Annotated in this window: 19 protein-coding genes; 1 reads left to right on the plus strand and 18 read right to left on the minus strand. The window is 71.8% G+C overall.

Features of this window, described 5'->3' with window-relative positions:
- The first annotated feature begins 258 nt into the window (after positions 1-258).
- Positions 259-825 (plus strand): M23 family metallopeptidase, encoded by a 567-nt coding sequence (locus ACWEN0_RS18415; protein WP_451975177.1) that lies wholly within the window; start codon positions 259-261, stop codon positions 823-825.
- Here ACWEN0_RS18415 and ACWEN0_RS18420 read toward each other — a convergent pair whose 3' ends face one another.
- The 18 genes from ACWEN0_RS18420 to ffh form a co-directional block, all read right to left on the minus strand.
- Complete coding sequence (locus ACWEN0_RS18420) at positions 826-1,677, minus strand: FliA/WhiG family RNA polymerase sigma factor (RefSeq protein WP_451974626.1); 852 nt, start codon at positions 1,675-1,677, stop codon at positions 826-828.
- 109 nt (positions 1,678-1,786) lie between these two features.
- A complete protein-coding gene (locus ACWEN0_RS18425; RefSeq protein ID WP_451975179.1) occupies positions 1,787-2,767 on the minus strand; it encodes a tyrosine recombinase XerC in 981 nt (326 codons plus the stop codon).
- Positions 2,768-2,869: 102 nt separating this feature from the next.
- Positions 2,870-4,009: a DNA-processing protein DprA gene (gene dprA, locus ACWEN0_RS18430; protein ID WP_451974628.1), complete on the minus strand. Its 1,140-nt coding sequence runs from the start codon at positions 4,007-4,009 to the stop codon at positions 2,870-2,872.
- A 406-nt stretch (positions 4,010-4,415) separates the two neighbouring features.
- On the minus strand, positions 4,416-5,927 hold the full coding sequence (locus ACWEN0_RS18435; protein WP_451974630.1) for a YifB family Mg chelatase-like AAA ATPase: 1,512 nt from the start codon (positions 5,925-5,927) through the stop codon (positions 4,416-4,418).
- Entirely contained in the window at positions 5,927-6,304 is a 378-nt protein-coding gene (locus ACWEN0_RS18440) for a YraN family protein (RefSeq protein WP_451975181.1), read from the minus strand. Before ACWEN0_RS18440 ends, ACWEN0_RS18435 begins: the two co-directional genes overlap by 1 nt.
- A gap of 267 nt (positions 6,305-6,571) precedes the next feature.
- Entirely contained in the window at positions 6,572-6,895 is a 324-nt protein-coding gene (locus tag ACWEN0_RS18445) for a DUF2469 domain-containing protein (protein ID WP_003096226.1), read from the minus strand.
- Entirely contained in the window at positions 6,892-7,731 is an 840-nt protein-coding gene (locus ACWEN0_RS18450; protein WP_451975183.1) for a ribonuclease HII, read from the minus strand. The genes ACWEN0_RS18445 and ACWEN0_RS18450 overlap by 4 nt, the downstream gene beginning before the upstream one ends.
- A gap of 91 nt (positions 7,732-7,822) precedes the next feature.
- The gene (gene lepB, locus ACWEN0_RS18455; protein ID WP_451974632.1) at positions 7,823-8,761 is read right to left on the minus strand and encodes a signal peptidase I; all 939 of its coding nucleotides are present in this window, start codon (positions 8,759-8,761) and stop codon (positions 7,823-7,825) included.
- Between the two features lie 31 nt (positions 8,762-8,792).
- Positions 8,793-9,161, minus strand: a complete 369-nt coding sequence (gene rplS / locus ACWEN0_RS18460; RefSeq protein WP_072480952.1) for a 50S ribosomal protein L19 — start codon at positions 9,159-9,161, stop codon at positions 8,793-8,795.
- A 165-nt stretch (positions 9,162-9,326) separates the two neighbouring features.
- Entirely contained in the window at positions 9,327-10,073 is a 747-nt protein-coding gene (trmD, locus tag ACWEN0_RS18465; RefSeq protein WP_451974634.1) for a tRNA (guanosine(37)-N1)-methyltransferase TrmD, read from the minus strand.
- 4 nt (positions 10,074-10,077) lie between these two features.
- Positions 10,078-10,782 (minus strand): hypothetical protein, encoded by a 705-nt coding sequence (locus ACWEN0_RS18470; RefSeq protein WP_451974636.1) that lies wholly within the window; start codon positions 10,780-10,782, stop codon positions 10,078-10,080.
- Positions 10,779-11,291: a ribosome maturation factor RimM gene (gene rimM, locus ACWEN0_RS18475; protein ID WP_451974638.1), complete on the minus strand. Its 513-nt coding sequence runs from the start codon at positions 11,289-11,291 to the stop codon at positions 10,779-10,781. Before rimM ends, ACWEN0_RS18470 begins: the two co-directional genes overlap by 4 nt.
- Before the next feature lie 23 nt (positions 11,292-11,314).
- A complete protein-coding gene (locus tag ACWEN0_RS18480) occupies positions 11,315-11,554 on the minus strand; it encodes an RNA-binding protein (RefSeq protein WP_003103110.1) in 240 nt (79 codons plus the stop codon).
- Positions 11,551-11,994 carry a 30S ribosomal protein S16 gene (rpsP, locus tag ACWEN0_RS18485; RefSeq protein ID WP_086680523.1) on the minus strand — a complete coding sequence of 148 codons (444 nt, stop codon included), beginning with the start codon at positions 11,992-11,994 and terminating at the stop codon, positions 11,551-11,553. The genes ACWEN0_RS18480 and rpsP overlap by 4 nt, the downstream gene beginning before the upstream one ends.
- Before the next feature lie 159 nt (positions 11,995-12,153).
- On the minus strand, positions 12,154-12,951 hold the full coding sequence (locus ACWEN0_RS18490; protein ID WP_451974640.1) for a CPBP family intramembrane glutamic endopeptidase: 798 nt from the start codon (positions 12,949-12,951) through the stop codon (positions 12,154-12,156).
- Positions 12,952-13,053: 102 nt separating this feature from the next.
- Positions 13,054-13,779, minus strand: a complete 726-nt coding sequence (locus ACWEN0_RS18495) for a CPBP family intramembrane glutamic endopeptidase (RefSeq protein WP_451974642.1) — start codon at positions 13,777-13,779, stop codon at positions 13,054-13,056.
- Between the two features lie 44 nt (positions 13,780-13,823).
- On the minus strand, positions 13,824-14,900 hold the full coding sequence (locus ACWEN0_RS18500; RefSeq protein ID WP_451974644.1) for an amidohydrolase family protein: 1,077 nt from the start codon (positions 14,898-14,900) through the stop codon (positions 13,824-13,826).
- Complete coding sequence (gene ffh, locus ACWEN0_RS18505) at positions 14,897-16,432, minus strand: signal recognition particle protein (protein WP_451974646.1); 1,536 nt, start codon at positions 16,430-16,432, stop codon at positions 14,897-14,899. Before ffh ends, ACWEN0_RS18500 begins: the two co-directional genes overlap by 4 nt.
- Between the last annotated feature and the right edge of the window lie 25 nt (positions 16,433-16,457).

Here is a 16,457-nt window from a genome sequence, read left to right on the forward strand (position 1 = left end):
CACGAGCCAGCCCACAAGCCCGCCGAACCACCCGAGCCAGCCCACAAGCCCGCCGAACCACCCGAGCCAGCCCACAAGCCCGCCGAACCACCCGAGCCAGCCCACAAGCCCGCCGAACCACCCGAGCCTGCGAGCGAGCCCGCCGCGCCGTGGACACCCGGGCCTGCGAGCGAGCCGGTGCCCGTCGGGCCCTGGGCCGCGGCGCCCGGCTCGGATTCGAGCCGGCCGACCGCGCCCAGCCCGTTCATCGCCTCGGCCATCGGCTTCGGCGCGGCTACCGCCGGCCGCGAGCTCGCGTCCCCCGATCCCTGGGCCGCCGGATCCTGGACATCGCCCCTCGGCACCACCCCGACCTGGCCACCTCGCGTCTCCCCGGCGAGCGGCCGCGGCGCCACACAGCAGGCGCGACTGTCCTGGCCACTGTCACCCACACCGGTGGTCACGAAGTACTTCGACGCCCCGGAGACCCCCTACGGCGCCGGGCACCGCGGCGTCGACCTCGCCGCCGTACCCGGGCAGGACGTGCTGGCCGCCGATGCCGGGGTCGTCGTGTTCGCCGGGGTCGTGGCCGGGCGGCCCGTCATCTCTGTCGACCACGATGGTGGCCTGCGCACCACCTACGAGCCCGTCGAGCCGCAGGTGGCCGTCGGCGACCAGGTCTACCGGGGACAGGTGCTCGGGAGCGTGCTCGCCGGGCATCCCGGCTGCGCGGTCGCCGCCTGCCTGCACTGGGGCGTACGGCGCGGTGACGAATACGTCGATCCCCTCGCCCTGACCGGCGAGGTGGGCGAGTTCCGGCTCAAGCCGTGGGGAGGTGGCCCCTGATCAGGCGCCGCCGGTCTGCTCGACCAGCTTGGCCCGCAGCCGCATGACCGCGCGCGTGTGCAGCTGGCTGACCCGCGACTCCGTGACGCCCAGGACCTTGCCGATTTCGGCGAGCGTCAGGCTCTCGAAGTAGTAGAGGCTGACCACGATCTTGTCGCGCTCCGTCAACTGCGCGATGGCCTGCGCGAGCTGGCGGCGGTTGTCCTGGTCGACGAGCACCGCGACCGGGTCGACGGCGTCGTCGTCGGGCAGCGTGTCCACCAGCGAACCGCTGTCCTTGCCCGCGGCCACCAGGTCCTCCAGCGCGACGACGCTGGTGAGCTGCAGCTGGCCGTAGAAGTCACGCAGGTCGTCGAGGCCGATGCCGAGCTCGGCGGCGAGCTCCGCGTCGGTCGGGGTGCGGTTGAGGCGGGCGCCGAGGCGCTCCATCGCCCGCTCGGCCTCCTTGGCCTTGCTGCGGACCGCGCGCGGCACCCAGTCCTGCGAGCGGAGGTCGTCGAGGATCGCGCCGCGGATGCGCTGCATCGCGTACGTCTCGAAGCGCAGGCCGCGCTCGGGGTCGAACTTCTCGATCGCGTCGACGAGCCCGAAGATGCCGGACTGCACGAGGTCCCCCACGTCGACGTGGGTGGGCAGACCGGTGCCGACCCGGCCCGCGACGTACTTGACCAGCGGGGCGTAGTGCAGCACGAGCCGATCGCGTGACGCCTGGTCGGGGCTGTCGGCGAACTGCCGCCACAGCGCCGCGATCCCGGCGTCGACGTCGTAGCCGGCGCGCGATTCCGCGGGCACGGCGGCCTCACCGTGAGTGGTCACTCCGGCGGCTTCGGTCACGTGCGGTCCTGCGGTCATTGCACAGTCGTTCTCGGCATGCGGCTCAGTATCGTCTCCGTGCTCGTGCGGATGCGCGTGCGCCGCCGGGCCCGCTGGCCACGACCCCGGCGAGACTCCCCGGGCCGCCTCAGGCCCTGGGATGCGCTCGGTCATGGATCGCTTTCAACCGGTCGACGGTCACATGAGTGTAGAGCTGCGTCGTGGCAAGCGTAGCGTGACCAAGCAGTTCCTGAACGCTCCTGAGATCGGCACCCCCCTCCAGCAGATGCGTCGCGGCCGAATGCCGCAGGCCATGAGGCCCCATGTCGAGCGCTCCGGGCACCGCGGAGACCGCGTCGTGCACGACACGCCGGACCGCGCGCGGGTCGACGCGTTTGCCCCGGACGCCGAGGAAAAGCGCGGGCTCGACGCCGCCACCGGCGGTTTCGGCCAAGATCTTCGGCCGCCCCTCGTCGATCCAGTCGTGCAGCGCGCCGGCCGCCGGGACCCCGAACGGCACCACGCGCTCCTTGCCGCCCTTACCCAGGACCGTCACGACACGACGGGAGAAATCGGCGCCACCGACGTCCAGCCCGCACAACTCGGACACGCGGATGCCGGTCGCGTAGAGCAGCTCGACGATCGCACGATCACGCAGCGCCACCGGATCACGCTCGGCCGCGCCGGCCGCCGACGCCTGCATGACCTCCCCCGCCTGCCCGGCGCGCAGCACCCCGGGCAGGGTCCGGTGCGCCCGCGGGGCGGCGAGCCGCCCGCCCGGGTCGGTGGTGAGGACGCCGGAGCGGTGCGCCCAGGCCGTGAACGTCCGGGCCGACGCGGCCCGCCGCGCGAGCGTCGTCCGGCTCGCCCCGCCGGTCTGCTGGGCGGCGAGCCACGCCCGCAGCCGCGCGAGGTCGAGCTCGGCGAGCGTGCCCCCGCCGTCCACGAGGAACCCCAAGAGCGACACGGCGTCGCCGATGTAGGCCCGGACGGTGTGCTCGGACAGCCCGCGTTCGAGCCGGAGGTGCCGTTCGTAGCCGGTGACGACGGCCTGGACCGGCTCGGGCAGCGCGGCCCGGAGCGCGCGCAGGTCCGGACGGCCTCCCCGGCCGGAGCGTGGTGGCGGCATGGTGTCACGCTGCGCGAACAACCGCCGCCGGTCAAGGATCGCCACGCGGGCCCACCGGACCGGCCGAACGGATTCGACGTTTTCGGGCGGAATTCGTGGTCCTCACGCGCTTTCCCTCCGTCGTCGCCAACCGCCGTCCCCGCGGACGGCGAATCCGTCGATCTCCAGTGCCGGCAGCAGCGCCCGCACCTTTCCCAGCGGCAGCCCGGATTCGACCGCGATCTCGGCATCGGACCGGTCGGCGCGCGCGACCAAGGCCTCGTACGCACGGAGCGCATCGGGCCCCAGCCGGTCGGTGGGCCGCCTCGGCCGGGCGGCCTGGTCCTCGGCGATGCCGAAGCGGCCCACGGTCTCGAGGACCTCGTCGACGGTCGAGACGAGCGTCGCGCGCGCGTCGCGGATCAGCTCGTGGCAGCCGACGGACATCCCCGACGAGACGGGCCCCGGCAGCGCCATGACGACCTTGCCGAGGGCACCGGCGGTGCTCGCCGTGTTGCGCGCGCCGCTGCGCCGGCCGGCTTCGACCACCACGGTGCCCTCGGTGAGGGCGGCGATGAGCCGGTTGCGGACGAGGAACCGGTGCCGGGCCGGCGGGGTGCCGGGCGGGTACTCGCTGACCACGACGCCGCCGTTGCGGACGATCCGGTTCAGCAGCCCGACGTGGCCGGCTGGGTAGCCCGCGTCGACGGCGCACCCGAGCACGGCACCGGTGACCCCGCCGGCGGCGAGCGCGCCGCGGTGCGCGGCACCGTCGATGCCGTAGGCCGCGCCCGAGAACACCGGGACGCGCCGGCTGGCCAGCCCGTACGCCAGCTCGGCGGCGTGGTGCTCGCCGTAACTGGTCGCCGCACGAGCCCCCACCACGGCCACGGCCCGATCGGCGGCGGCGCCGAGCGCGACATCGCCGGCAACCCACAAAGCCAGCGGCGGCACGGCTTCGGCCACCCCACGCCGGGCCGCCTGCTCGAGCGCGAGCAACGGCCAGCCGGGCCACTCGTCGTCCTCGGGCACGACCAGCCGAGCACCAACCGCGGCGGCGCGCGCGAAGTCCTGCTCCACGAGGTCGTACTCACGGCGGGCTTCGGTCGCTTTCAGCACCTCGGGCGGGCAGTCACCGCACCGCACCCGGGCGGCCGCATCGATGGGACCGTGTTCGGCCACGAAGGCGACCAAGGCCGGGGCCGGGGGTTCGGCCACGCGGAGGAGGTAGGCGCGGGCTCGGTGCAGCTTGTCGGGGGTCATGGCGCCACCGCTTTCGGCATGGTTCGAAGGTGGTCGGCCCGTGCTCCGCGCAGCTCTTCCAGGCTTGCGCCGCCTCTCGGAGGGAGCCGGTGCGCCTCGCGCGAGTCCCTCAAATTCACGCAGCCGCCGCGCGGAAGGAGCCGACGCAGGACGGCTCGGGCCATACGCGACTCACCCAGCTTCGCGCGGCCACCTCGCAGACGATGCCCATGCAGAAAGGTGCTGATCTGGCGCGACTCTCTTGGCTTCGTCGCGCGCAGAGAGACGTGGGTTCGGCGTGACCCGTCCGGGCTGACGCAGACGCTCTCACGGTGCCGGGAGGCGCAGGCTTGGTGAAGGTTCGGGTACATGCCGTCGTCTCTCGGGAAGGGCTGGCGAGGAACGGCCGGGCCCAGCTTGTCGGGGGTCATGCCGCTACTCGTTCGCGGAAGTCCAGGGCCGTGGCGACCTGGTCTGGGCCTGGTTGGTCCTCGTCGTCCAGGTCGGCCAGGGTCCAGGCGATGCGCAAGCACCTGTCGGCTCCTCGGCCGCTCAGGGCACCGCGGTCCATTGCTCGGTCCAGGAGGGCCGTTGCTTCCGGGCGCAGGGCGAACTCGCGTCTCAATGCCGGGCCTGGGACTTCCGAGTTGGAGCGCCAGCCGTGGGTCTGCCAGCGGTGGGCCGCCCGGTCGCGGGCCCGTAAGACCCGCTCGCGGACCGACGCTGAGGACTCCCCCGCGCCCGTGTCGTGCGCGTTGATCGCGCTCAAGGGGCGGAGGCGGACGCGCAGGTCCACGCGGTCCAGCAACGGGCCCGACAGCCTGCTGAGGTAGCGGCGGCGGGCCGTCGGGGAGCACACGCAATCGGCTTCCTTTGGGGGTGCGCACGCGCACGGGTTCGTCGCCAGGACCAGCTGGAAGCGCGCCGGGTACGTGACCGCGCCCTTGACCCGCGCGATGCGGACCTCGCCTTCCTCCACCACCGTGCGCAGCGACTCCAGGCGCTGGGCGCCGAACTCGCAGACCTCGTCCAAGAACAGGACCCCGCGGTGGGCCCGGCTGATCGCGCCCGGGGTGGCCAGGCCGCTGCCGCCGCCGATCAGGGCCGCCACCGTGATCGAGTGGTGCGGGGCCACGAACGGCGGGACCGTCACCAGCGGGGACGACTTCGACAGCGAGCCGTCGACCGAGTGGACCGCCGTCACCTCAAGGGATTCTTCGGGCGACAGGCGTGGCAGGAGGCCGGGCAGCCGGCGCGCCAGCATCGTCTTGCCGACTCCGGGCGGTCCTGTGAGCAGCAGGTGGTGGCCTCCGGCGGCCGCGACTTCCAGGGCCCAGCGCGCTTCCGGTTGGCCGACCACGTCGGCGAGGTCCGGGACCGACGGCGGTTTCGCGGGCTCCGGCGGCTCCGGAGACACGAGACCGCCTTCGTTCTTCAGCCACGCCACCAGGTCGCGGAGGTGGGCCGCGCCCGCGACGTCGATGCCGTCCACCAGCGCCGCCTCAACCAGCGAGTCCGCCGGGACCACGGCTCGTTCGTAACCGGCCGCCCGAGCCGCCAGCAGGCCGGGGAGGACGCCGCGGACCGGGCGGACGCGGCCGTCGAGCGCGAGCTCGCCCAGCAGCACCGTGCCGAGCAGCCGCGTTGCCGGGACCGAGCCCGTGGCCGCCAGGACGGCCGCCGCGATGCCGAGGTCGTACGCCGAGCCGACCTTCGGCAGGTTCGCCGGGGACAGGCCGAGCGTCACCTTTCCGTCCGGCCAGGGCTGGCCGGAGTTGCGGACGGCCGAGCGGACTCGGTCCTTGGCCTCGCGTAACCCGGCGTCGGGGAGTCCGACGAGCGTGACGCGGCTCAGCCCGCCGCCGAGGTCGGCCTCGATCTCGATCACCCGGCCGTCGATGCCGAGCAAGGCAACACTCCACGCCTTCGCGATGGGCATCAGAACGCCGCCTCGATGTGCTGGACTCGGGGGGTTGTTCCCGGCTCGGCGAGGATCGTCACCACGTCGTAGCGGACTGGGCACCAGCCGATGCGGAACTCTCGTAACCAGCGTTGGGCCGCCTGGCGGACTCGGCCTGCCTTCTCCTCCGAGACCGTCTCCGACGGGAGGCCGTACTCCGTGCTCGTGCGGGTTTTCACCTCGCAGAAGACCACTCGGGTCCGGTCCGTCAGGATCAGGTCGATCTCGCCTTCGCGGCAGCGCCAGTTGCGGCCGAGCAGGACGAGGCCGCGCTCCTGCAGGTGGCGGGCGGCGAGGTCTTCGCCCCACGCGCCCAGGTCGCGGCGGTGTCTTGCGAGCTCGTCGGTGCCCGTCATCGTGTTCGCCCCCTCGTCGGTCACCGGGGCGATCCCGGTGATCACAGTGCGTGTGCGTTCGACGATGCCAGCGGGCGGGGCGGCGAAACCAGAGCGGAATCGGCCGTCTGTGGACAACCGGGGGTATGTGGACAACCCGTCCACGGATCGCGGCGGAACGAGCAGAACTGTCGGGGTGTTGTGCTACGGCGCCAAAAGATCACGCAAAAACGAGCCGCGCCGGCCCGTCGGGAAGACGAGCCGGCGCGGCTGGGAACAGGACCGGGGTCAGCCCGAGAACGGGCCGTCCTCGGGGAGCCGGAGGTCCGGCTTGTCGAGCTCCTCGACGTTCACGTCCTTGAACGTGATGACCCGGACGTGCTTGACGAACCGGGCCGGGCGGTACATGTCCCAGACCCACGCGTCGGACATGCGGACCTCGAAGTACACCTCGCCGCCGCCGTCTCGGACCTGGACGTCGACCGCGTTCGCCAGGTAGAACCGCCGCTCGGTCTCCACCACGTACGAGAACTGTCCGACGATGTCGCGGTACTCGCGGTACAGCGAGAGCTCCATCTCGGTCTCGTACTTCTCGAGATCCTCTGCGCTCATGAAATCCGCGCCCCTCCTCGGGATCGTGCCGCTGCTCCGCCGGCGGAGCGTTCATTGTGACCCACAGCCGCGCCCGGGGCAGCCAGCGGCAGGCTGAGTTGTGGCTCGAGTGCCTCGTCGAGGACCGCCGCCAGCCCCGCGGACGCCCCGGGCTCCATCGCCTTCTCCAGCGCCGCGTAGGTCAGCAGGACCGGCCGCGAGGGCCGCAGGCCACGCTTGATGGCCACCGTGGCGACGTTCGTGTACGACCAGCGGTGGACGTCGCTGGGGCCGTGTTCGCGAAGCGCCGCGAGATGGTCCGTCGTGCTGTACCCCTTGTGCACGTCGAAACCGTAGTGCGGGAGGTCGTCGTGGTGGCCCGCCATGATGCGGTCGCGCGTCACCTTCGCCAGCACCGACGCGGCCGCGATGCACGCCACCGAACGGTCGCCCTTGATCACCGCCGCGTTCGGGGCCGTCAGGCCCGGGACGCGGAACCCGTCGGTGAGGATGTAGCCCGGGTGCACGCGCAGCGCCGCCGCGGCGCGCCGCATGCCCTCCAGGTTCATCACCCGGATGCCGTAGAGGTCGACTTCGGCGGTCGGGATGACGATCACCGAATAGTCGACCGCCCGCTTGAGCACCAGGTCGTAGACGCGGTCGCGCGCCTTGGCCGTCATCAGCTTGGAGTCCGTCAGCTCGGTGAGCTTCGCGTCGCCCTGCTTGAGCACGCAGGCCGCTACCACCAGCGGCCCCGCGCACGCCCCGGCGCCGGCTTCGTCCACACCGGCGACCGGGCCGAGGCCACGGCGGTCGAGCGCGCCCTGCAGACCCCAGAAGAGGTCGCCGCGCACCACGGCCCGCGGCGGCCGGATCGGCTCGGCCGCGGTGAGGGGACCGGGAAGAGTCAAAGCTGGATCACCCGTCTGCCGACACGGACCGGGCTGGCTAGCGTTTCCGCCCGGCCGCCCGGAGCAGTCCGGACTTGAGCTTGCGCCCGAAGAACAACGCCGGCCACGCCGCCGCGATCCCGGCCCCGAGCGGGATGCCGCTCTGCCAGGCCGGCGCACCGAGCGCCACCGGCTGGGCCGACGCCTGCGGGTTGTGGTCGGTGATCCCGCCCCACCGGCTCGGCGGCAGGACGATGATCCGCGCCTTGCCGATGATGTTGTCCACGGGAACAGCGCCGTTCACGCCGCCGCCGCCCTGGAACCGGGAGTCGTCCGAGTTGTTCCGGTTGTCGCCCTGCACCCAGACCGTGCCGGCCGGGACCTTGACCGGATCGAAGGTCTTCTGCTCCTGGTTGGACGGGTTTTCCCAGTAGATGTAGGGCTCGTCGAGCGCCTTGCCGTCCACGATCATGCGGCCCTGCGGGTCGCAGCACTGGACGGTCTGGCCGCCGACCGCGATCACGCGCTTGACGAAGTCGCGCTCGTCCGGCGGGGCGAACCCGACCAGCGAGCCGAGCCCGCGCAGGCCCTGCACGATGATGTTGCTCGACTCCTGGGGCGCGATCTCGTTGTTGATCCACGCCTGCGGGCCCTTGAACACGATCACGTCGCCCGGCGAGGGCTCGGTGAAGTCGTAGGTGACCCGGTCGACCAGGATCCGGTCGCCGGTGCAGCCGGGACACCCGTGCAGCGTCGCCTCCATGGACCCCGAGGGGATCATGAAGACCTTCGCGAGGAATGTCTGGATCAAGATCGTGAGCACCAGGGCGATCACGAGCAGGATCGGCAGTTCCTTCCAGAACGACCGTTTCTTGGCGGGCTTGGCTCGCCGCCGACGGGATCCCCCGCGCTCTTCGGATCGGGACAGCCTGGGCTTGTCCTCTTCGGAGCGATCGGGGTCATCCTCGGGAGCGTTCTGGGACACGGGTTCGGCCACGTCGTCAGGCTACCGGTAACCGAGTGGTGACTCAGTTAGCCGAGGCCGTCTCGCGGTTCTCACGCCGCTCCTTGATCTTGGCGGCCTTGCCGCGGAGGTCGCGCAGGTAGTACAGCTTCGCCCGGCGGACGTCACCGCGCTTGAAGACCTCGATCGAGGCGATGTTCGGCGAGTGCACCGGGAAGGTGCGCTCGACGCCGACGCCGAACGAAACCTTGCGGACGGTGAAGGTCTCCCGGATGCCACCGCCCTGACGGCGGATGACCACGCCCTGGAAGACCTGGTTGCGCTCGCGGTTGCCCTCGATGACGCGGACACTCACCTTGAGCGTGTCGCCCGGGCGGAAGTCCGGGATGTCGGAACGCAGCGACTGCTTGTCCAGCGCGTCCAGGGTGTTCATCGGTGGTCCGTCCTCGTCTTCGTATGGCTTGCGTACACGTCCCCGGGCGCGCAACGGTGCCGCTGCGGGCGACCCAGGGGGCTGATGGCGGGCTCGTGAACGACGAGGTCCACTCACGCCAACCTGTCAAGTATTACAGACCCTGCCACGCGTCGGGTAACCGGGCTAAGCCTGTTCGGGATCCAAGCCCTCCAGGACCCCGCGGTCGTGCTTGTCGAGACTACCTTCCGGCAGCGCCGCGAGGAGATCGGGGCGGCGCCGGGCGGTCCGCTCCAGGGCCTGGTCACGCCGCCAGCGGTCGATCAGGGCGTGGTTGCCGGACCGCAGGACGTCGGGGACCGCCAGGTCCCGCCAGACCTCGGGGCGCGTGTAGCTGGGCCCTTCGAGCAGGCCGTCGGAGAAGGAGTCCTCGGCGGCCGAGCGCGCGTTGCCGAGCACGCCGGGCAGCAGCCGGACGACGGCCTCGACGATGACCAGCACCGCCGCCTCGCCGCCGACCAGCACGTAGTCGCCGATCGACACCTCGTCGACCGGCATCCGGCGCGCGGCGTCGTCGACGACCCGCTGGTCGATGCCTTCGTAGCGGCCGCAGGCGAAGACCAGGTGCTTCTCCGCTGCGTATTCGTGCGCCAGCTCCTGGGTGAACGGCTTGCCGGCCGGCGTCGGGACGACCAGGCGCGTCCCGTCGCCGCAGACGTCGTCCAGGGCCGGGCCCCAGATCTGCGGCTTCATCACCATGCCGGGCCCGCCGCCGTACGGCGCGTCGTCGACCGCGCGGTGCACGTCGTGCGTCCAGTCGCGCAGGTCGTGCACGCCGACCTCGATCAGGCCGCGGTCGATCGCCCGGCCCAGCAGCGCCGCGCGCAGGGGGTCGAGGTACTCGGGGAAGATCGTGACGACGTCGATGCGCACCCGGTCACCACTTCCAGTATTCGGTGGCCTCGGCGTGCCAGGGCGACGGCACCTGCTGGTCGATCAGGAAGGCCATGCCCAGGCCCTGGGCGATCTTGATGTCCCGGCGCAGCGTCTCGCGGACGGGCGAGCCGGCGGCCAGGTCCTTGTTGTCGGACCAGGATTCGCTCTGCGTGACGCAGGTCCGCGCGCCGAAGCGGGCCGAGCTGCACGGCGCGGGCGCGCCCCAGGTCTGTTCGTGCTTGAACCGGAACGACTTACCGCTGCTCTGCTCGGTGACGGTCCCCTCCGCCACCAGCCGGTAACCGGTCGAGGGCACGGTCCAGCGCACGTAGTGCTGGCGCCCGCCGTCGGAGGCGATCGGCGTGCAGACGCCTGCCCGGCAGAACGACTCGGCGGTCACGCGCTGGGTGTAGTACGTGCCGTTGCCGCCCCAGCCGTCGAGCAGCACCCAATCACCCGATCGAAGGAAATGTTCCGCGTACGACGGCGGCCACGCGGCCGGGTCGCCCCAGGAGATCTGCGACTCCGTGGCCGACTGCGGCGACCACGCCCACTGGAACGCCTTCTCCCCCGGCGGCGCGTACTGGCCCGCGCTGCGCTGGAACATCATCGAGAAGTCGCCGTAGGTCGGGCTCGCCGCCCGGGCGGCGGGCGCGAAGGTCAGGGCGATCAGCAGGGCCGCGAGAACGGCTGTCCAGCGCCTCATGCGTCGAGCAGGCCTTCCGGCGGGTCGAGCACGACCCGCCCGCCCGCGACGTCCACCGTGGGGACGATCGCGCGGACGAACGGCACCAGCACGGCGCGCCCGTCGACGTCCAGCTCCAGCAACTCGCCCGCGGGCGAGTGGACGACCTCGACGACCTTGCCCACGACCGCGCCGTCGAGCAGCTCGGCGCGCAGGCCGGCCAGCTCGTGGTCGTAGAACTCCTCGGGGTCGCCCGTCGGCGGCAGCGTGTCCGTGTCGGCGAGGAGGAGCGCCCCTCGCAGCGTCTCGGCGACGTCGCGGGTCAGCACCTCCTCGAAACGCACCAGCAGCCGCCCGCTGTGTTCGCGGGCGGCTGCGATGGTGAGTTCCCTGGTGCTGCCGTCACGCAGCTTCGTCGTCACGGCCGCACCGACCTTGAACCGCTCTTCCGGCGAGTCCGTGCGCACGTCCACCGCGAGTTCTCCGCGGATGCCGTGCGCCTTGGCGATGCGGCCGACTACGACGTCCATCCTGACCGTGTTCCGAAAGGGGCTCAGCGATCGGTGTCGACGACGTCCACGCGGACGCCGCGGCCACCGATGCCGCCCATGACGGTGCGCAGGGCGGTCGCCGTGCGACCACCCCGGCCGATCACCTTGCCGAGGTCGTCGGGGTGCACGTGCACCTCGAGCGTGCGGCCACGGCGCGTGGTCAGCAGCTCGACCCGGACCTCGTCCGGGTTGTCGACGATCCCGCGCACCAGGTGCTCGAGGGAGTCAGCCAGAAAGCTCACTCGGCCTTCTCACCCTCGGCGGCTTCGGCCTTCTCGGCCTCGGCCTTCTTCGGGGCGGACTTCTTCTTCGGCGTGGTGGCCTCGGTGGAGGGCTCCTCGCCGGCCGCGGCCAGCGCCGCGTTGAACAGGTCCTGCTTCGACGGCTTCGGCTCGGCCACCTTCAGGGTGCCCTCGGCGCCCGGCAGGCCCTTGAACTTCTGCCAGTCACCGGTGATCTCCAGCAGGCGCTGGACCGGCTCGGTCGGCTGCGCGCCGACACCCAACCAGTACTGGGCGCGCTCGGAGACGACCTCGATCAGGCTCGGCTCTTCCTTCGGGTGGTACTTGCCGATCGTCTCGATGGCCTTGCCGTCCCGGCGGGTGCGCGCGTCGGCGACGATGATGCGGTAGTACGGCGCACGGATCTTGCCGAGGCGCTGCAGCTTGATCTTGACGGCCACGGGTGTGGGTTCTCCTCGAGTCTCTCTGGTGCTGGGGTGGGCGCACGCGAGCCGAGTGGGGACACGGACGCGGGCACCCGAAGGTCAGGAGCTTTCGCGCGGTGAGAGGGTCCGGCGGAAGCAGGCAGTGAACCATTCTGCCAGATGACACTCGCGCACTCAGAAAGAGGCCACCCCGAGCGCCCCGAGCAGGATGGTCAGCGCCGGGAGGAAGTTGTTCACCTGGTGCGCCACGATACTGCCCGGCAGCCGCCCGGTGACCAGCCGGGCCAGGCCGATCGGCACCGCGATGACCAGCAGCAACGTCGTCCGCAGGGGCTCGAGGTGGCTCGCCGCGAAGACCGCTGTGGACAGGAGGAACGCCGCGACGCGCCCCCAGCGTTCGCTGCGCCACTGCAGTTGCTCGACGGCGCCCCAGAGCAGGCCGCGGTAGATGATCTCCTCGCAGATCGGGCCGAGCAGCCACAGGTAGACGAACATCACGACGGCCGCCGAGAGGGACATCTTCCGGTCTTCGACCAGGGAGCTGATCGCGGACGTCGCGTTGGCGTTGCCGACCAGCCGCGTCCACAGGTAGGCGGCGATGGTCGTGAAGACGAGCCCGATGCAGCCGTAGCGGAACCCGGTGCGGACGTCGGCCCAGCGCCACTGGAGCCGCAGGTCGACGACCGGGCCGTTGCCGCGTACGCAGGTGATCAGCACGGCGACACCGGCCGCGATCATCGTCGGGAGCATGGTGCCGAGCAGCACGACCCGCATCGGCAACGGGCCGGGGCCGGTGTCGCCGACCAGCACCGACACGAACGCCGCCGAAGCCAGCAGCACGGCTTCGACGAGCAGGAAGGCCCCGAAGCCCCACCGGTGGCGCCGCACCGGCGGGAGGAAGGCCGTCGCGGCGGGCTCCTCCGGCTCCGGAGGCGCGTCGGAAGCCGGGTCCCGGGGCTGGGAAGTGGTCACGCCTTGCCCTCCGCGGTCGCTCGGCTCCAGGTTCCGAGCCTAGCCGCCGGAAAGTGATCGCACAGTATCCGCACGGCTACTGTCCATCGATCTTCGTAACGCTCAGTGGGCGACGAACAGGAGGACCGCCGGCGGCAGGTTGTTGGCCGCGTGGGCGATCACCCCGGCGCTCACCCGCCCGGACAGGTGCCGGGCCAGCCCGATCGCGATGCCCTGGCCGAACAACGCGATCGTCCGCGTCGGCTCGCCGTGCAGCTGCGCGAACACCAGCGACGTCAGGATGAGCACGACCCACGGCGGGATGCGGTGGAACGACAGCGCGTTCCACAGCGTGCCGCGGACCAGCAGCTCCTCCGTGATCGGCGCGCCGGCGATGACGATCACCGCGGCGAGCACCAGCCAGACGGTGTCGCCGTCGAAGGTGTCGGCGAGGTCGGAGAGCGGGCTGTCGGAGACGTCGTCGGCGCCGTAGACGGCGATCAGCACCAGGTTGAGCCCGTACCCGACGACCAGGGCGAGCGCGCCGCAGGCGAGACCGATCCGGACGTCGCGCCAGGTCGGTTTGAGCCCGAAGTCCGCGCGCAGCCCGTGGCCCCAGAGCCACGAGCCGGCCGCCGGGCCGAGGCCGAGCAGCAGGTTGGGGACGAACGCCAGGAGCAGCAGCGGGCCGATGTCGTGGAGTTCGAGGGGGTCGAATTCGCCGACGTTGCGGTTGACGGCGGCGGCGATGATCAGGTTGATGAGGTAGTAGCCCGCGATCCCCGCGAAGAACGCGACGAAACACCAGTGCGCTCCGAGCACGCGCCGCGCGCCGTCGTCGTCCGTCACGGCCCCAACGCTAAAGTGCCGACCCCGCAAGGAAATCGGCGGGGTCACGCGTAGACGGCGCCGCCCAGCACGATGTGCTCGGGATGCCGCAGGACGCCCAGGTCTTCGCGCGGGTCGCTCGCGTGGACGAGCAGGTCCGCGGGCGCGCCGTCGGCGATGCCGGGGTGGCCGAGCCAGTCGCGGGCGGCCCACGACGCGCTCGCAAGCGCCGCCTCGCGCGTCATGCCGGCGCGGTGCAGGGCTTCGATCTCGTCGACGAGCCGGCCGTGCTCGACCATGCCTCCGGCGTCACTGCCCGCGAAGACGCGTACGCCCGCTTCGATGGCCGTCGCGACCATCTCGCCGACGCCGGCGTGCAGCGCGCGCATGTGCGCCGCGTACGCCGGGTACTTGCCCGCCTTGTCCGCGATGCCGGGGAAGTTCTCGATGTTGATCAGGGTCGGCACCAGCGCGACGTCGTTGCGCGCCAGCTCGGCGAGCTGGTCCGCGCTCAGGCCGGTGCCGTGCTCGAGGCAGTCGATGCCGGACGCGATGAGCCCGGGCAGCGCGGCTTCGCCGAACACGTGCGCGGTGACGCGGGCGCCGTGGTCGTGCGCGACCTTGACGGCTTCGGCCAGGACGTCGTCGGGCCACAGCGGCGCGAGGTCGCCGGCGCCGCGGTCGATCCAGTCGCCGACGAGCTTGACCCAGCCGTCGCCGTCGCGGGCCTGCTCGGCGACGGCGTCCGGCAGCTGCGACGGGTCCTCCAGCTCGATGCCGAGCCCGGGGATGTACCGCTTGGCCAGGGCGAGGTGCTGCCCGGCGCGGATGATCGTCGGCAGGTCGGCCCGCGCCTGCAACGGCCGGACGTCGATCGGCAGGCCGCAGTCGCGGATGAGCAGCGTGCCCGCGTCGCGATCGGCCGCGGCTTGCGAAGCCGCCTCCTCCAGCGACACGGGCCCGCCGACGCCGATGCCGGGGTGGCAGTGCGCGTCGACCAGGCCGGGCACGAGGAAGACGTCACGCCCGAGCGTCTCGGCGTCCGGCACCGGCTCGAACGAGATCCGGCCGCCGGTGATCCACAGCTCGCGGGACTCGCCGCCGGGCAGCACCACCCCGGCGGCGTGGAGCGCGGTGCTCAATTGTCCTTCGGGTTCTTCGGCAGCTTGAACTTCGACGGGTCGAAGCCCGGGACGTCGTTCATGCCGCCCAGCTGGGAGAGGTCCGGCATGCCGCCGCCCATCCCGCCCGGGGGCAGCATCGGCATGCCACCGGGCAGCCCGCCGCGCATCTTCGGCTGGGTCGGGCCGCGCCCGCCCTTCTTGCCCTTCTTGCCCTTGCGCTTGGAGCTGCCGCCCCCGCCGCCGAAGCCGAACCGCCCGGCCATCTGGGCCATCATCTTGCGGGCCTCGAAGAACCGGTTGACCAGGTCGTTGACCTCGCGGACGGTGACGCCGGAACCGTTGGCGATGCGCAGCCGGCGCGACCCGTTGATCATCTTCGGGTTGTCGCGCTCGGCCGGCGTCATGCCGCGGATGATCGCCTGCAGCTTGTCCAGGTGCTTGTCGTCGACCTGGGCGAGCTGGTCCTTCATCTGGCCCGCGCCCGGCAGCATGCCGAGCAGGTTGCCGATCGGGCCCATCTTGCGGACCGCGAGCATCTGCTCGAGGAAGTCCTCCAGGGTGAGCTGGCCGCTCGACAGCTTCTCCGCGGCCTTCTCGGCCTGCTGCTGGTCGAAGGCCTGCTCGGCCTGCTCGATCAGGGTCAGCACGTCACCCATGCCGAGGATGCGCGAAGCCATCCGGTCCGGGTGGAAGGTGTCGAAGTCCTCGAGCTTCTCACCGTTGGACGCGAAGAGGATCGGCTGGCCGGTGACCTCGCGGACGGACAGCGCGGCACCACCGCGGGCGTCGCCGTCGAGCTTCGTGAGCACGACACCGGTGAAGCCGACGCCGTCGCGGAACGCCTCCGCCGTGGTGACGGCGTCCTGACCGATCATCGCGTCGACGACGAACAGGACCTCGTCCGGGCTGACCGCGTCCCGGATGTCCGCGGCCTGCTTCATCAGCTCTTCGTCGACACCCAGGCGACCGGCGGTGTCGACCACGACGACGTCGTGCTGCGCGTGCTTGGCCTCTTCGATGGCGCGGCGGGCGACGTCGACCGGGTCGCCGACGCCGTTGCCCGGCTCGGGCGCGAAGGTGACGACGCCGGCACGCTCGCCGACGACCTGCAGCTGCGTGACGGCGTTCGGGCGCTGGAGGTCGCAGGCGACCAGCATCGGCGCGTGGCCCTGCTTCTTCAGCCACATCGCGAGCTTGCCGGCGAGGGTCGTCTTACCGGCACCCTGCAGGCCCGCGAGCATGATCACGGTCGGCGGGTTCTTCGCCAGGTTCAGCCGGCGCGTCTCGCCGCCGAGGATCCCGACGAGCTCCTCGTTGACGATCTTGACGACCTGCTGGGCGGGGTTCAGCGCCTGGGAGACCTCGGCGCCCTTCGCCCGCTCCTTGATCCTCGCGATGAAGGTCTTGACCACGCCGAGGGCGACGTCGGCCTCCAGCAGCGCGATGCGGATCTCGCGCGCGGTGGCGTCGATGTCGGCGTCGGACAGCTTGCCCTTGCGCGTGAGCGTCTGCAGGGCGGCGGTGAGCCGATCGGAGAGGGTGTCGAACACGGGTGTGCACGCTCCAGCTGGGTCG

The organism is Amycolatopsis sp. NPDC004378 (assembly GCF_053602455.1).